We start from the raw sequence: 16,395 nt of genomic DNA, 5'->3' as shown, positions 1-16,395 counted from the left end.
TAAAAGAGCTAAGTATTCTTTTTTTTCTGGATGGTCAGGAAGAAAAGCGTAAATCCAGAGGCGATTGTCGCCAAGCCAAACAGCGAAAATCCTCTCAACAACAGATTGTTGAAATTATCCCGACCGGCATAGTCCATCGTGTGGAACATCCAAAGTGCATCGAACCAACGCCAATTACGGTGACGGACTCTCTCGAAATTACCGCTCTTTGCATCGATATAGGCAGTTAGTTTTTCGGGGTGATCAAAGTGAATTGCCCAAGCGGGTAGGGGTCTGCCTCGGTATTCATGGTGAGATCCTGCTTCGGTCAGGTATTCTGCGGACTGGATTCCAAAGTCATCTTTGATGTAGATTTTAGCTATTTCTTTCGCGTCTTCTTCGCTGATTTCAGCTTTTGGTTCACCGGTTTGAGCATGAAAAAGCTGTGTTCCATTCACCCAGTAATAGGGCTGATGTTTTACAAACCTGAGTTCCAAAGTGGAAATTTCGAGGGTGGAATCAAGTTTTGCTGGATCGATAAGATTGGATGCGGTCATGTGCATCATGTGATCCTGGTGGAAATGATCTCCGTGAATTTCATCAATATCTGTCCAGGAAAAGTAAAGTCCGGAAACTGTCCAAAACAGGAACTGGATGCCTATGAATACTCCCAGAAACCGATGGATCCGTCGGATATAATATTGGTTGTTTTTTCTCATTAGGCGGGGTGGAAGGAGAGAGTTATTGGTTAATTAGTTATTGGTTCGAGGGGCTGTCTCTTCGGTCTTCTGTCTCCCGTCTTCGGTCTCGAAATACAAATGATAATGCTTGCTACAACCGGGATTGAAAGCAGCTTGGCATTTTGGACAGGTATTGTTGGAACCCATATATTCAATGATGCTCAGTTCATTGCCGCATACTCCACAAAGAATAGCTTTTTGATCAAATTCTGCTTTGGGCCAAACCTCCGATTTGTGGTCAGCAGTTTCTTCGTGGCAAGAAAAGCAGGGGTAGTACTTTTCGCAGCATTTGAATTTGATTGCAATCACGTCGAGTTTGGAATGCCAGTGAACGCATCGTGTTTGCTGATCAATCGGTTTTCCGAAGATGTTGATTCCGTTAATTTTTGAGGTGACTACTGGAAGCATAACTGGACTATCTTGTGCAAAGAGTTTACTTGTCCAAACAAGCAAAATCATTAAAACAATCAACTTTTTTGGTGAATTCATTTGCGGGTGGTTATTAAGTCCTTCAATTACCTAGCAGTCGACCTTGAAATTTTAGCTTGGTTGGCAATAGGAAGTCCGAAAGATAAGCCATGCCTCTTTCTTTCTAAAACAGCCGACACTTTTTTACTTAGTAGGTAAAAGTCGCACCGATTCCCCAACCCATGTCGCTGTCGTAATGTGAGGAGGCAGACCAGTATTTGGTGAGGATGTATCTTGCTCCGACAGCGTATTCCAAATCGGAATTGACCATCCCGAACATCCGTGCCCGCTTGGTGATCGGAATATCTTCCCGACTGAGCTGGAGTCTAACATAGCCAGTATGATCCACTTTCAGATCTGCCACTATAAACCAGGGTGCAGTGTATTGGAAACCTAGATGAAATACGCTTCGATCATCCTTGGTATTGGTTTGACCAAAAATACTTTCCTCAGTATGGCCAGCTTCCCGGTACCTGTAGTCCCATCCTACATAGCCAAAGGCAAACTGATTTCTTCCCAGAAGTCTCCCAAAGTGGCTTTCTGTTTCGTAACCGTTTTGGGCATTGTAACCCACTCGCCATTCGGTCTGCATCATCCAACGGGTATTCATAAGTGTGATTTCTCCATCCGAACCGTTGCTTTCGACCCCAATCTCGGCACCCAGGTAAAAGCGGCGGTCATCTGCATAGACTTTTCTCAAAGCGTATCGGGGATCCGGGATTTGGGGATTGGGAGGGGTGTTTTCATAAGTAAATATCCTCCCCATTCCTGCCATCATGTGGTAGAGAATGTGGCAGTGAAAATACCAGTCCCCATATTCTTCCGAAGCATTGAATTCAATTGTGTCAGTTTCCATGGGCATGATGTCCAGCACATTTTTGAGGGGAGAGAAATCTCCCATTTCATTGACTACGCGGAAAAAATGCCCGTGCAAGTGCATGGGATGCCGCATCATGGAATTGTTTCTCAGAATGATTCGGATGTTTTCACCTTTTTTGATCAGGATTTTATCGCTCTCTGAAATAGTCTTGTTGTCCAGGGTCCACACGTACCGGTTCATATTTCCGGTCAACTCAAACTCCAACGTTCGGACAGGGCCCTCGGGAAGTGTGGTTTTGACCGGAGATTTCAGCATCCCATAGTTGAGTGTAACTGTTTCTGCCGGATTTTGATCGGTTGTCTGTGGTTCAGTAATTTCCCGATACATCACAGCATTCATGTCCATTTGTTGGAGACTCATGTTCATGCCCATATCGTTCATTTTGCCACCCAAGGTCATCATGTCGTTCATCATTTGCATGCCTTCGAAATAGTCCAGCCGCGGCAGGGGAGTAGCAGGGAGTTTTTCTCCTGAACCCAACCAAAAGGAAGCGGATCCAATCCGATCCTCGGAAGTGGCGAGAAATTCTGCCATTTTTCCGGATTCAGGAACAGTCACTTCGACATCGTAGATTTCAGAAACCCCAACGATTAGTCTGTCCACCTCGGTTGGTGCCACATCCATCCCGTCGGATGCCAAAACAGTTATTTTTCCTCCGGCATAAGTCAGCCAAAAATAGGTGGATGCGCTTCCGTTGATGACCCTGAGCCGGACCTTTTCACCGGGTTTATAGCTCTTCCGCTCTTCACTTTCCTTTCCATTGACCAAGAACTTTTCATAGTACACATCACTGACATCCATGGCATGCATCCGCTTCCATTCGTTGCCCAGTTTGGTTTTGAATTTTCCGGATGCAATGGCTTCGGAATAGCTCTGGACTGCATTTTTTTTGACCATGTACCAGTCGGTAGCAAAATGCAGGGAGCGTTCGATCTGATGGGGGTTTTCGTCACTCCAATCGCTAAGGAGTAGAACTTCTTCATTTTTTGGCTTTTCTCCAGGTTTGTGAATCACCAGAGCCCCATACATCCCGATTTGCTCCTGTAGCATCGTATGGGAATGGTACCAATAAGTCCCGTTTTGCCTTAGAACAAACTCAAACGTGTGGGTGCCATGAGACTTGATCGGTGCGGTGGTCAAATAAGGAACTCCATCCTGTTCGTTGGGAAGCAATAGGCCATGCCAATGGATAGAGGTCTCATGGTGCATCAGGTTATGCACTCTCACTATCGCCGTATCTCCTTCGGTAAAATGTAGGGTAGGCATGGGAATCTGCCCATTGACAGCAATTCCCTGCTTTACCTTTCCGCTGAAATTGACCAGGGTATCCTTCACATACAGGTCGTATTCCACCCGTTTTTGGGCAATGGACTGGGTGGCATAAAGATAGATTCCCAAAAGAATGAGAATTGATTTCCTCAGGATTTTCATGGTGTTAAATTATGCACCTTATTCATCTGCTTTGAAAGCAACTGCCCTTTTTTGGTTTCTTATCCAGACCTTATTTCTTGGCAGGAAGGGTTTCCTTTACGCTACCGCAAGCCAGCATTTTAGAGCCATAGTAAGGATTTTCGATCACAGATTCAGTACTTAGCCAATAGCTCTTTTTCATGGGGCAATATTGATAAAACAGCTCCTGACTGGCCCATTTTTGACTTTTTGCTGCCTCCCAGACCGTCACAGAAAGTCCTGCAAAAGCTGCCCTTTGCTTTTCCAAGTCCCCGGCTTTTGCCATGGTTTCAGTTTGCTTGATCAGGTCTTTCTTTTGGGGAAAGTCAGGAGCTGCAGTCAGGCTTTTGCTTAGTTCAGAAATGGCGCCCGTTGATTTGGTGAGGTTGCTGCTGACCAGGGCATCTTTGAGTGTCAGGTAGTTGGATAATATGGGGCTAGTTTGCGCATTGGAAAGGAAAGCCAAACCGGCGAAGATCAAAGTGAACAGGAATCGTTTCATGATTTTTGGGATTTTAAGATTAAGAATGAGTTATATCGATACTAGCGGAAGGATTATCCGGCAGTTTTCTCGAGGGTGTAGCCAGCCTTGGTTATTTTTTCAATTACTTCGGCTTCCGACAGGTCCTCACCCTGTACCGTTAGAATTTTGCTGGGGTTTGTAATGTCCACAGACCAGTTGGAAATTGTTTTCGCTTCGTTCAGGTGTGGTGTGACAGCGGCGATACAGCCGCCGCATTTGATGTTGGTTTTGAATTTAAGCGTTTTCATTTTTTAGAAATAAGATACAAGACACAAGTTCTGAGATAAAAGGATCAAGACTTTAATAAATATAACTTCAATTGGGATTTTCGGATTGGGGTTCAATAGTCCCTGGTAATTCGTATTTCGTAAATCGTACTTTGATAAACTGTACTTCGTAAATCATATTTAAAGTTTTCTGGTCTTTAATCTCAGGCTATTCAATACTACCGATACCGAGCTGAATGCCATCGCAGCTCCGGCGATCATCGGATCCAACAGAAATCCACTGACAGGATACAAGATCCCTGCCGCAATCGGAATGCCGATCAGATTGTAAACAAATGCCCAAAACAGGTTTTGTTTGATGCGATTTACAGTCAGATGTGACAGGCGAAAGGCCTGAGGAATCTTTTCGAGATCAGAAGTGATCAGGGTGATCTTGGCCACATCCATGGCAATATCCGAACCGTGACCCATCGCGATGCTGACATCAGCTTGTGCCAAAGCTTCTGAATCGTTGATTCCGTCCCCGACCATGGCCACAGTTTTGCCCTTTGCCTGGAGGTTTTTTACAAACTGGGATTTATCAGAAGGAATGACCTCTGCTCTGAAATCCCGGATTCCAACCTCTTTCGCGACAGCTGTCGCAGTTTGATGGTTGTCACCGGTGAGCATGTAAACTTCGATTCCGGACTTTTGCAGTTGTGTGACCGCAGCCTTTGAACTGGGTTTAACCTGATCCTGAATCCCCAAGATCGCCAATGCTTGGTCTTGATCTGCAAACCAAATGACCGTTTGGGCTGCTTCGCTCCAGGTTTTAGCCTGCTTTTCCAAATCGGATGGAATGGAAATCCGGTTTTCCTTTAGCAGGTTGGCATTTCCAGCGAAGTAGCTTTTGCCCTCAAAGTTCCCTTTCACTCCCCGGGCAGTGATACTCTCAAAGCTGTCCAAGGCTACCGTTTGAAGGTTTTTTTCTTTCAAAAACTTCACCACCGCCTCAGCCAATGGATGCTCGGATTTGCTTTCAAGGGAAAGAAGAATTTCTCGGTCAACGGTCGACGGTCGACTGTCCGCTGCTGTATTCGTTCTAACTTCGGTGGACTGTGGTCTGTGGACTGTTGACAAATAATTGACTACAGTGGGTTTTCCCTCCGTAATCGTCCCGGTTTTGTCCAGGATTACGGCGTCAACCCGATGGGCTAGTTCCAGGCTCTCGGCATCGCGGATCAGTATATTGTTTTCTGCACCTTTGCCCACACCGACCATGATGGCGGTAGGAGTGGCGAGTCCCAGAGCACAAGGACAGGCGATGACCAATACCGAAACTGCCGCCAGCAAGGCATGGGAAAACGCATTTTCTCCCCTAAAGATCATCCAAGCCGCAAAAGTCAGAATGGAAATCCCGATCACCACTGGCACAAATATCCCGGCAATCTTGTCCACCAGTTTTTGCACGGGAGCTTTACTTCCCTGTGCTTCCTGCACCCGCTGAATGATTTGGGAAAGTAGGGTAGAAGCTCCCACTTTTTCAGCCTCGATCTCCAAGCTGCCTTTTTGGTTGATTGTGCCGGCAAAGACAGGACCGCCGGAGGATTTTAACACCGGAACAGGTTCTCCGCTGATCATGCTCTCATCGATGTACGAATTGCCTTCCAGGACTTTTCCGTCCACTGGGATTTTTTCTCCGGGTTTGATCAGGATTCGGTCGCCGGGGATGACTTCTTCGACCTTGATTTCCTGGGCTTTTCCAGCTTTGATCAGGGTTAAGGTTTTGGGTTGAAGACCCATGAGTTTTCGAAGTGCTGTTCCTGTACTCGATTTAGCTCGTTCCTCCAGCATTTTTCCGAAGGAGATGAAGACAATGATCACCGTGGCCGCCTCAAAATACACATGCGGATGGATGCCCTGCTGATACCAAAACTCAGGAAATACCGTGTTAAACACCGAGAAAATAAAGGCAATCCCTGTACTCAGAGCAACCAAGGTATCCATGTTGGCTTTTCCATGTCGGGCTTGCTTCCAGGCGTTTGCATAGAAGTTTCTTCCAAAAAAGAACAAGACCGGAAGGGAAAGGACCAAACTGATCCATTTTCCAGGTATCCATTCCATGAAAAACATCCCCAGAATAAACACTGGCAAAGTCAAAAGACCGGCTCCGATGGTCTGTTTCTTTACCGCTTGATATTTCTTCTCCTGCTCTTCCTGGACCGTCTCCTGCACATCCTTGGAGCCGACTACCAAGCCATATCCGATTTCAGTCAGGGCAGCGTTGAGCATTTCCGGTGTGGTGCTTTCATCGTATTCGACCTGGACTGTATTGGTGGCAAAGTTCACTGCGGCGGATTTCACTCCTTTGGTGTATTGAAGAATCGACTCCACGCTCGACGCACAGGCAGCACAAGACATTCCGGTGACCGGGAATGTTTGTTTGAGGTTTTTGCCTGGTTTAGTTCCTGTGGAAGTGTTGCTTGTGCCCATGGTTGTTATTGCTTACCATACAAAGTTGGGCATTCTCCTGCCGGAAAGTTTTATAGGATTTTGGGTAAGAGTTATGAGATTTTGTGGGTCGTGTTTTTTTACCGCGAGGCGCAAAGGACGCAAAGCTTGTGTAAAGGGAATTCCAAATTCTCATTATTACAAATGCTTGCATTACATCTGAAGACAGAGAATTAATCGCTTCGCTGGAATGAAGAGCTCAATCACAAAGTTTGCAAAAATCTAATTTTGCTTTGGTACAAGTTGCTGCTAAGCTCATGGGGATGCCTCCTACCTTTAGGCCTAACAACAAAATCATAATGACATGAAAAAGTTGGGATTGGTACTCGGAAGTATAGCATCTATCGCTTTTGCCGGATGTGGCCTAGATGCCATAGAAGATTCGATAGATCAGTTGCAGCAGCCCTTGGTTTTCAATGCACAATCAGCTCTCGGGGGAGGGGGTTATACCTGGGGGGGAGTTCCTGGTAATTATTCACCGGGTCAGGACCCGCAATTCAAAGTAGATTCAGCGACCTATTCGACGAATGAAGAATTCACAATATGGACATCCTTTAAGTATGATACAGCTTCTAGAGCTACTTTAGGGGAGATTCAAGTCAGGTATTCATGGGGCAAAGAGTCAAAATCTTTTTCTACGGAATACCTGCCAGATACAGTTGGAGAGTATTTAGTTTTTCCAGTTGAAATCGCCGGATTAAAATCCCAGACAGATTACACGTTTTGCTTGCTTCTCGAATTGCTTGTTGAGAATTCCAAACAAACTTTTACAAGCCCTTGTATTGCATTAAGGACATCCTGAACTGGGAGATCAATAAGATTTTGTGGTTTTTCTCACCGAGAAGGGCTTGCTCAGTAAAAAGCTCGACAACCGAAATGGGCGAACTGCGAATTCGTGATAGGAAGACGTAGGCACAAACTACGCCTAGTTTAATGTCAAACTACACCCAAGAGGGGAATTTATACTCTATCGGGAACTATTTAGTTCCAATATTTTCTACCAAGAATTGTGGCTGGTTATTGTTAACTCCAAAACAAATGGTTGTCGGCCAATTAGCGCTTTTGCAAACGAGATACAAGCTCATTGAAGTCGTAACTTCATTATTAGCGTACATTAACCAAAATTTCCCATCTGTGCTTTCACTTTCCCCAGGATAGTATAATGCAGTCCCTTGATTATACACCCCTCTTGGTCCATACTTAATAAAAGGCTTTAATAAATTTTTTTCTTTTTGCAAAATTCCTGCAAATGATGGAGTCCATGATCCTGCACGAGGACGAATCTCAATAATATTCCAGATCTCATTAATGCCTGGAGGAGAGAATTGATGAAAGTCAAGTGTATATGGTTGAACAACTGGTCTTTGAATGTTTGGTGCTCTGTTTTCAATAGAAGACAGAATTCGATCTTTCCAATCTTCATCCGTCATTGAAACATACAACCTAGTTTTAATTGCTGCTGGTAATATTGACTTGTCAATATTTGTTTGTGCAAGTCCAATAATCGGAAATGAATTTTCTCTACTATTTAGCGCTCTGTCTAGAGCATAGGCAAACTCTTCCTTACATGGTTCGCTTCCTAAACTGTTTTGAGTTATATAAAAAATCCATCCGTCACAGTGGTTTTGGTCAACGATAAATTTTTCAATCTGTTCCCAAAGCCTTTTTCCAGCAACTATTGTCCACCGATCAAGATTAACTTTAATTCCAGTTTTTTCAATTTCCTGAGCAATGAAGTCTACATCATGGTCCTCGTTGTCTTTCCATGAATATGTTAGCCAAATTTGTTTCATTGATTCCTAGTCAATTTCTATTGTTTTAAAATATTTCTCCCTCTACTTTTTATATACGAACTATAAATTTTACATGCGTCTAAATCGTTAATGTCCACTATTTCCGGGGTCTTGGTATGCCAAATTATGAATTTGGTTTATAGTGACACGCGGGGAGGGCTGAGAAAGAAAATTATTTCTATTAATCCGGGGATTATCTTTTTGGGAGGGAGGAGTCTAACTTTTGCTTGGGACGATTCCGATTGAGGTATTTGAAAAATCAAATCCCATCCAAACTTATCCGCTTTGCCTGCCCGTTTTTCTTGAATTCACTGGGTGTCATACCTGTCTCCTTTTTGAACTGGGCGGAGAGGTAGGCCACGCTGCTGTAGTTGAGTTTGAAGGCGATTTCGCTCAGGCTCAATTGGTCGTAAAAAAGGAGTTCTTTGACCCGCTCGATCTTTTGCCGCGTGATGAATTTTTCGATGGTGATCCCCTCAACCTGAGAAAACAAGCGGCTCAGCGAGGTGTATTCGTGGTTCAGTTTTTCAGCCAAAAAAGTGGAGAAGTTTTCTCCCAAGCTCTCCTCTGAGTGGTGAATCTGCTCGATGATCAGGGATTTGATCTGGGAAATCAGAGCGGAGGTTCGGGATTCCAGGAGTTCAAATCCTTTGGATTCGAGTGAATGGGTTAGCATGTTTTTTTGATCAGGGGTCAAATCGGAAAGTAATGAGACTTTCCCCAATGATATACTGTCATAAGCGACTTTTGAATCTTCCAGGGACTCTTTTACCGCTTCGATGCAGCGGGGACAAACCATATTCTTGATCAGGATTTCCATGAAAGGAGCTTTATTCTCAAAGGTTAAATTTCAAAAAAGGGTTCAGACAAACTTAAAAGGGTCAGGATCAAAGCACCCAATCGAGCAAAAGATAAAATAGGGAAGGGCAAACGAGGCATCCCAATCCGGTATAGAAAGTAGCCGTGACAGCGCCGTAAGGCACCAGTTTGGGATCGGTGGCTGCAAGTCCTGCAGCCACACCGCTGGAAGTTCCCATGATTCCCCCAAAAGCCATGGCTGCCGATGGATTGTTGAGACCGATTTTTTTAGCCAAAATAGGAGTGAGGATCGTGACCGTGATGGTTTTCACTACGCCCGTCCCTATGCTCAGTGCAATCACTTCCGAACTTGCACCGATAGCGCCACCAGTCACAGGACCAACGATATAAGTGCAGGCCCCGGCACCGATGGTGCATAGGCTGACAGCATCCCGATATCCCCAAGCCCAAGCCAAGACAACTCCTGCCAAAAAGAAGACGACAACTCCCAAAACCAGGGAGATCAAACCCAATAAGCCACTTTTTCGGATCAGGAGAAAACTTGCTCCGATCGCCGTGGCGACTATGGCAAAATCCCGAAACATGGAACCTCCCAGCGTGGCCAACCCTTTGAATAAACCTAAATCGGCAAGGCCATGCTCACCATTGCCAAATACACCTCCCAAATAACCAAAAACCAAGGCCAGAAAGATCGCCAGTGCAGAACCTGGGATCTTGGAGTTCAGGACTTTTTTGGAAAAGAGGTCGGTCAACCAAGTGAGCAGACCGACCAGAATAAAGGCGACGATCAGCCCGTTTTTGTCGATGATTTTGTGTAATTCCTCCATTTCAGGCTGCCTTGAAGGATTTGACGAGGTAGTGAAATACGCAAAAAGCAAGCAGTACAGGCAAGATTCCTGCAAAAATCGCGAGGGTGCCTGATGAAATAGCCGCTTTGACATTCAGGCTGGCTGCCATCGCAATGACCACTGGGATGTAGAGCTTGTTCCAAAATTCGATGCCGAATTCGAATTCACTTTTCCACCAGCCTTTTCTTGTCAAAAATTCTTTGGCCAAAATCAGGAATATCATTGCAAAACCGACACCGCCGACGTTGGCTTTGATTCCAAGCAAGGTTCCCAGCAGTTCACCGGTCCACATTCCCAGAATAAAAGAGGCGGATAGAATCGCTAGTCCTTGGATCATTTTTCGGTAGTTGGGAAAAGTTTTTTCAAATCATTCTTCACTACTTTGCCCATTGCGTTTCGGGGAAGCTCATCCAGAAAAAGGTACTTTCTGGGTGTTTTATAAGCAGGCATCCGTTCTCTTATCCAAGCATTTAAGTCTTTGTCAGCCAGTTTTTTTGAGGAAATAATTGCCGCAGCGACCAGTTCTCCCCATTCCTCATCGGGAAGACCGACAACCCCGCAATCTTTGATTTCAGGATGTTTTCTAAGAACCTCTTCGATTTCGAGCGCGGAGATTTTGTATCCGCCGGACTTGATAATGTCGACTGAATCTCTACCCAGAATCTTGAAATACCCTTCCTCGACTACTGCAATATCTCCGGTCATAAACCAACCATCGGCCGTGAAGGATTTCTGGGTTGCCTCAGTCTTTCCCCAATATTCTTTAAAAACAGACGGCCCTTTTACCTGAATTTCGCCAGGTTCTCCCGCTGGAACCTCCTGTTGGTTTTCATCCACCAAGCGAATCTGAACTCCCGGCAGGGGTTTGCCGATGTAGCCTGCTTTTCGCTCACCTTCATAAGGATTGCTGATCGCCATACCGATTTCAGTCATGCCGTACCGCTCCAGCAGGTAGTGTCCGGAGAGCTGTTGCCATTTTTCCATGACTGAAACAGGCAGAGCAGCTGAGCCGGAAACCATCAATCTGAACTGACCAAACTGGGCGGAAATGGCTGACTTTCTCTCTTCTGACTCTGATTCAAACTGGGCGATCAATTTGAAATAGATGGTCGGAACGGCCATAAAAACATTGACTTTCCCTTTCAGGAAAATTCCAAAAACCTGCTTGGCATCAAATGGATGGATAAATTCGACCGTGGCACCTGCCCAAAGCGCGCAAGAAACCACATTGATGATTCCGTGGACATGGTGAAGAGGCAGGAGACAAAGGGTGTAGTCCTCAGCTGTCCATTTCCATGCGTCAATCAGGGTACTGATTTGAGCTTCAATAGTACCATGAGTGGTCATTACGCCCTTGGGCAAACTCGTAGTGCCGGAAGTGTAGAGAATCATGGCTCCCCGATCCGGATGGATGATGGGCAGATCGGAGATATTATCCGGAATTCCGTCGGAAAGCCGAATAAATCGGATGCGGGAATCCCCTGAAAACGGGGCCAAAAGTTCCTCGTATTCGGGGCCCGTAAGAAGTATTTCGGCTCCGGTATCTTCCATGACATACTGGAGAGAGGGAAGAGGATAGGTGATGCAAAGCGGCACAGCAATCCCCCCAGCCATCCAGATTCCCCACTGCACTGACACGTAGTCAAATCCTGGAGAAACCATGTAAGCAACCCTGGCTTCCCTTAAATCCGCCTTCTCCTGAAGTAGACAAGACGCAATGTATTTGGCTTTTTCAGTCAAGGATCCAAAAGAATAGGACTTACTTTGATCGACTAGGGCAATTTTTGAAGGATTTTGGAGGGCTTGCTGAAAAAGAGAGAGCATAGAAAGGGTCAATTTTTCGAGGAATTTACTAAAGCCGAGGATTTATCCGTTCTCCACCGATTTGAATTCGAGGGTATTCTTCGAAAATAATGTATCGCGATTTTGAGGAGGGAAGAAGGAGAGAAAATATTTTTTTGTTTTTTACAGGACAAAACAAAATTGAATCGTTTTGACCTCCCATGACCTGAACGAAAAACACCTGTCAGTTTTGAAATCTGACAGGTGATTTGCTATATGAATCATTCTTACTACCAATGTTTTTCAACAAATCTTAACTGCTGCGCTTTCTTCTGTAAGAAGAATCGCATGGGTTTGGTTGATTTTACCTGCTGGGATGGAGGTATCCTTCAGGAGTAGCCTTTCCAGCATTTCTGCTTTTTCTTCCCCGGTAACTACCCAAAGGATTTTTTCAGCGTCATTTATTAAGGGGTAAGTAAGTGTCATTCTCTGACGGCCCTGATATGGATTTCCCGTCAAGGCTACATTCTTGTCAAGTATTTCCAAAACTTCATCTCCCGGAATAAGAGAAGCTGTATGTCCATCGCTCCCCATGCCCAAATGTACCAAATCCAGTTTTCCTGTTTCGGTGATTCTTTGGATGTTGTCAGCATAGTCTTGACAGGCTTGGTCCAAATCCTCAGCAATGACATGCATCGGGAAAATATTCAACCGGGTCATCAGCTTGGTATCCTGGATTGTATTGAACAGCTGGGTTAGGTTTCTATCAGCATGACCGTCTGGAGCAACACGCTCATCCACTTGAAAGAGGAAGACTTTTTCCCATTCCAAATCCTCATTTGCCAGTTCTTTAATCATTTCCCAGGGCGTACGGCCACCGCTTATCGCCATGGTGAAAAAGCCTTTTTTCGTCAAGTTTTCCCTAATTCTATCTGCTATGTAATTAGCTGCTTCTTTAGCTACCTCATTGGCAGACTGAAATGTTCTGATTTCCATTTATTTGTTTTTTGTTACTATGGGATTGGCCCAGCCTCCCAAAGGAAGGATTTGTTCATCCACAATTTCCGGGCCCCAGGTTTTGGCATCATAGGAATAGACTGGATGATCTGATGAAAGGTAGTCATCCACAATTTTCCAAGCTTCCTCCACATAATCCTGTCGGGCAAAATGCGTCGGGTCACCGGCCATTGCGTCAGTCAATACACGCTCGTAAGCTTCTTTTTCGTTTGGAAATGGAGTTGGGTTGCCTTGAACCTCAGAAATCACCGAGGACATATCCTCCTCTGGAGCCATAATTAACATACCAAAAGCAATCTTTACATCAGGGCTGATTCTGAATCTGATATGGTTAGGTTGGGTAGCAATCGAAGAATAGGCAGAAGGCAAATGCTTAAACCTGACCAATATTTCGGTACAAGTCACGGGGAGATTCTTGCCCGCTCTGATGTAAAAGGGCACGCCTTCCCACCTTGGTGAGTCAATATGCAGCCTCATTGCGGCAAAAGTTTCCGTTTTCGAACCTTCTTTTACAGCTTTTTCCCCCAAATAACCATTGTATTGTCCGCAAATGACATCCTGGGCCCGAAGTGGAGCGATTGCCTTCAGAACTTTTACTTTTTCATCACGGATAGATTCACTGTCCAAAGCTTTTGGCGGCTCCATGGTAAGGTTGCAGAGAATTTGAAAGAGGTGGTTTTGGATCACGTCCCGGATCGCACCTGTGACGTCATAAAAAGCGCCCCGGCCTTGGATCCCAAAATCCTCGGCCATAGTGATCTGAATACTTTCAATGTATTTTTTGTTCCAAACCGGCTCAAGGAGTGAATTGACAAACCGGAAAAAGACAATGTTATTGACAGGTCTTTTGCCAAGGTAATGGTCAATCCGGTAAATGGCACTTTCAGAAAATTTAGCAAGAAGAACCTTGTTCAAGGCTTTGGCTGATTCGTAGTCGTGCCCAAAGGGTTTCTCCACAATGATTCTCGCACCCTTTGCACATCCGGACTGATCCAACTGGGCAATAATAGTGGGAAATAATACCGGAGGAATGGCCAGATAGTGGGTAGGATTTTTTGCTCCACCCAAGGCTTCGTGTATTCTTCGAAATGTCTCCTGATCGGTGTAATCACCTCCGACAAATGCCAGAAGACTACAGAATTTTTTATAGGATTCTTCTTCAAACTGTCCATGTTTTTCGATGCTTTCCTTTGCCCGTGCGCGGAGCTTTTCAAGATCATAATCCCCACGGGCAACCCCGATAATGGGACAATCCAACTGGCCCCGTCTGACCATCATATGGAGGGCAGGGAAGATTTTTTTATAGGCCAGATCTCCGGTTGCACCGTAAAAAACCAAAGCATCTGATTTGACTTGACTCATGAATGAAAAGGTGAATAGGTAGAATAGAAAATGACAGAAATGGAGAAAAAACCAAAATTCAGATTTTTGGTCTTAATCCATAATTCAGGAAATTAGTTTCCGGCTTTTCTTAAAACTTGTAGGATTTTTCCCAAAGTCTGAAGCCTCCAGTAAAAGCGTTGTTGTTGGAACCAAGCCTGCAATCTTCGGGGATTTCTTCCAAAAGTTTGGAGTTACCACCACCAAGAACAATTTGATCCGGCTGAAAACAGCGTCTGTAATGGGCAATGGTCATGTAAACCATCTCCTTCCACTTCTTTTTGCCCATCCTTTTTAAGGCATCATTGCCAACGTGTGTTTCAAAAGTACCCTGTTTAAAGGGTAAGTGTCCACCTTCCATTGGAAGAATGAGTTCCTCAAATACGATTGCTGTGCCCAAACCGGTTCCGAAACCCATAAAAAGTAACTTGCCACCTTGGTAACTTCCCAAGGCTTGCATAGCCGCATCGTTGATGATTCTGACCGGACAGCCAAATGCGGCTTCAAATTCAAAGTCTTTCCAACCCAGACCCATATTTACCGGATTTGCGATAATTTTTCCGTGCTTTACTACTCCGGGGAAACCAATCGAAATGGCTTCGTAGTGCCAGTCTTTAGCGGCTTCTTTAACCAAAGGGATCAACTCAGCCGGTGTGAAATCTTTTCCAGAGGGGATTTTGATTCGTTCAGGTTGACCTGTTGCGAGAATTTTTATGTTAGACCCTCCAATGTCGATTACCAGTACATTCATAGTTTAATAGGTGGTGAAGCTTGAAAATTATGGGTGGAAAAAACCAGGGTGATTGATCGATATTCTCCCATAACATAAAATCAAAATTGCATTTACCAGTTTAGTCAGGTTGAAATGCGGAATAAAGATAAGCATTCCTTTCGCTTGGTCGGGTGGATTGTGCTTGTAATTTGTCCAATGAATTGGATTCTATCTTCTGGATTTCGAAATAATCTTTCAAATTGGCCGATGAAGGGGATCAAAGGTTTTATAGACCTATCGATTTGCCTATAAAATTTTGAGAAAAGCTGGGTTTACGAAAAAAATAAACACGGTTGTTTTTTATTCAAACGTGTATTTGATCTGCAGAAATCCCACAACTGAAAGTGATAGCCTTGGCCACCACCTATTAAAAAGCATTAAACCGAAACCAGCTTGAAATGGTAGTTGGAAGGTTCCTGTTTGTTCCAGCTGATTTCCTTGCTCAAATGATAAAAAGCCTCTAAAAGCGGTGCATTATCCATTTTTCCGGCATCCACAGCTCTGAATCCTATCAGTTCGATCAGACGTTTGACGCGAGTTTTTTCAGGAATATTGTCCCCGCAGAAGTACGTTTCCTTAATCACTCCCAAAAAATCCGAGCCCGGATAATCTATCCCCAAGTTGTTAAAAGCCTTGAAAATGGGTGTTTTAGGCGCGGCTTTGTGGATCAGCCGGGTATTGGTATTGGAAAGTTTTTGATCATAATTGGCGTTGGTGCAGTCTATAATTATTTTGTTGTCCAAATCCACATTTTTAAGAGCGACGCAAATCTCATTCAGATTTTTATTATCGCAGCAGATCAGAATAAACTCAGACTGGATGATCGCGGATTCAAAAGGACAGATTCTATTATGGAGACGATTTAACTTTTTCCAGTCACTGTTTTCGGTGTCAAAATCATTTCTTACACCAAAAACAACCGAAAGTCCTGCTTCCAGATATTTTTTTCCCAATGTTTTGGCCAGCATCGTGCCACCTAGAATTCCAAGTTTCATAGCGTTTGCTCTTTTTAGAAATCGTTGTTTGTTCTGTCCGAAGGTTCTCCAATTGCAGTTTAAATGGTAAATGAGAAACAATTGAAAATCAGTAAGAACGCATGAATACTAAGTTAAAAACTCATAATATCAAAATTATATTTCGAAAAAATTCATTTTGCAGCATAATATTCATTTCTCTAATTTCAAAAAACAAAAATAGGTATTTATTTTTCTTTTTATAATTCTAAAAT

Annotated in this window: 16 protein-coding genes; 1 reads left to right on the top strand and 15 read right to left on the bottom strand. The window is 44.3% G+C overall.

Annotation, left to right across the window (positions count from 1 at the left end):
* Positions 1 to 8 precede the first annotated feature (8 nt).
* The 6 genes from B0E43_RS16270 to B0E43_RS16245 form a co-directional block, all read right to left on the bottom strand.
* Positions 9 to 698: a PepSY domain-containing protein gene (locus B0E43_RS16270; protein WP_077351670.1), complete on the bottom strand. Its 690-nt coding sequence runs from the start codon at positions 696 to 698 to the stop codon at positions 9 to 11.
* 33 nt (positions 699 to 731) lie between these two features.
* Positions 732 to 1,127 carry a CHY zinc finger protein gene (locus B0E43_RS16265; protein WP_254423446.1) on the bottom strand — a complete coding sequence of 132 codons (396 nt, stop codon included), beginning with the start codon at positions 1,125 to 1,127 and terminating at the stop codon, positions 732 to 734.
* Positions 1,128 to 1,335: 208 nt separating this feature from the next.
* Positions 1,336 to 3,498 carry a multicopper oxidase domain-containing protein gene (locus B0E43_RS16260; RefSeq protein ID WP_077351666.1) on the bottom strand — a complete coding sequence of 721 codons (2,163 nt, stop codon included), beginning with the start codon at positions 3,496 to 3,498 and terminating at the stop codon, positions 1,336 to 1,338.
* Positions 3,499 to 3,568: 70 nt separating this feature from the next.
* Positions 3,569 to 4,018 carry a DUF3347 domain-containing protein gene (locus tag B0E43_RS16255; RefSeq protein ID WP_077351664.1) on the bottom strand — a complete coding sequence of 150 codons (450 nt, stop codon included), beginning with the start codon at positions 4,016 to 4,018 and terminating at the stop codon, positions 3,569 to 3,571.
* Positions 4,019 to 4,071: 53 nt separating this feature from the next.
* The gene (locus B0E43_RS16250) at positions 4,072 to 4,287 is read right to left on the bottom strand and encodes a heavy-metal-associated domain-containing protein (RefSeq protein WP_077351662.1); all 216 of its coding nucleotides are present in this window, start codon (positions 4,285 to 4,287) and stop codon (positions 4,072 to 4,074) included.
* Between the two features lie 159 nt (positions 4,288 to 4,446).
* Complete coding sequence (locus B0E43_RS16245; RefSeq protein ID WP_077351660.1) at positions 4,447 to 6,738, bottom strand: cation-translocating P-type ATPase; 2,292 nt, start codon at positions 6,736 to 6,738, stop codon at positions 4,447 to 4,449.
* Positions 6,739 to 7,060: 322 nt separating this feature from the next.
* Here B0E43_RS16245 and B0E43_RS16240 point away from each other — a divergent pair, with 322 nt between their 5' ends.
* Complete coding sequence (locus tag B0E43_RS16240) at positions 7,061 to 7,558, top strand: hypothetical protein (protein ID WP_077351658.1); 498 nt, start codon at positions 7,061 to 7,063, stop codon at positions 7,556 to 7,558.
* A gap of 175 nt (positions 7,559 to 7,733) precedes the next feature.
* On the opposite strand, the gene B0E43_RS16235 is transcribed toward B0E43_RS16240, so the two are convergent.
* From B0E43_RS16235 to B0E43_RS16195, 9 genes are all read right to left on the bottom strand, one after another.
* Positions 7,734 to 8,549 (bottom strand): toll/interleukin-1 receptor domain-containing protein, encoded by an 816-nt coding sequence (locus B0E43_RS16235; protein WP_077351656.1) that lies wholly within the window; start codon positions 8,547 to 8,549, stop codon positions 7,734 to 7,736.
* 259 nt (positions 8,550 to 8,808) lie between these two features.
* Positions 8,809 to 9,369 (bottom strand): AraC family transcriptional regulator, encoded by a 561-nt coding sequence (locus tag B0E43_RS16230; RefSeq protein ID WP_077351654.1) that lies wholly within the window; start codon positions 9,367 to 9,369, stop codon positions 8,809 to 8,811.
* Between the two features lie 67 nt (positions 9,370 to 9,436).
* Entirely contained in the window at positions 9,437 to 10,195 is a 759-nt protein-coding gene (gene madM / locus B0E43_RS16225) for a malonate transporter subunit MadM (protein WP_077351652.1), read from the bottom strand.
* Between the two features lies 1 nt (position 10,196).
* Entirely contained in the window at positions 10,197 to 10,553 is a 357-nt protein-coding gene (gene madL / locus B0E43_RS16220; protein ID WP_077351650.1) for a malonate transporter subunit MadL, read from the bottom strand.
* Entirely contained in the window at positions 10,550 to 12,040 is a 1,491-nt protein-coding gene (locus tag B0E43_RS16215; protein ID WP_077351648.1) for an acyl-CoA synthetase, read from the bottom strand. Before B0E43_RS16215 ends, madL begins: the two co-directional genes overlap by 4 nt.
* A gap of 261 nt (positions 12,041 to 12,301) precedes the next feature.
* Entirely contained in the window at positions 12,302 to 12,994 is a 693-nt protein-coding gene (gene pgl / locus B0E43_RS16210) for a 6-phosphogluconolactonase (RefSeq protein ID WP_077351646.1), read from the bottom strand.
* The gene (zwf, locus tag B0E43_RS16205) at positions 12,995 to 14,377 is read right to left on the bottom strand and encodes a glucose-6-phosphate dehydrogenase (protein WP_077351644.1); all 1,383 of its coding nucleotides are present in this window, start codon (positions 14,375 to 14,377) and stop codon (positions 12,995 to 12,997) included.
* Positions 14,378 to 14,486: 109 nt separating this feature from the next.
* Complete coding sequence (locus tag B0E43_RS16200) at positions 14,487 to 15,146, bottom strand: ROK family protein (RefSeq protein WP_077351642.1); 660 nt, start codon at positions 15,144 to 15,146, stop codon at positions 14,487 to 14,489.
* Positions 15,147 to 15,544: 398 nt separating this feature from the next.
* On the bottom strand, positions 15,545 to 16,162 hold the full coding sequence (locus tag B0E43_RS16195; protein WP_077351640.1) for an NADPH-dependent F420 reductase: 618 nt from the start codon (positions 16,160 to 16,162) through the stop codon (positions 15,545 to 15,547).
* Positions 16,163 to 16,395 lie beyond the last annotated feature (233 nt).

Source organism: Algoriphagus sp. A40 (assembly GCF_002002735.1).
GTDB lineage: Bacteria > Bacteroidota > Bacteroidia > Cytophagales > Cyclobacteriaceae > Algoriphagus.
The sequence above is the reverse complement of the archived record's forward strand: the minus strand, read 5'-3'. Positions and strand labels throughout refer to the sequence as shown.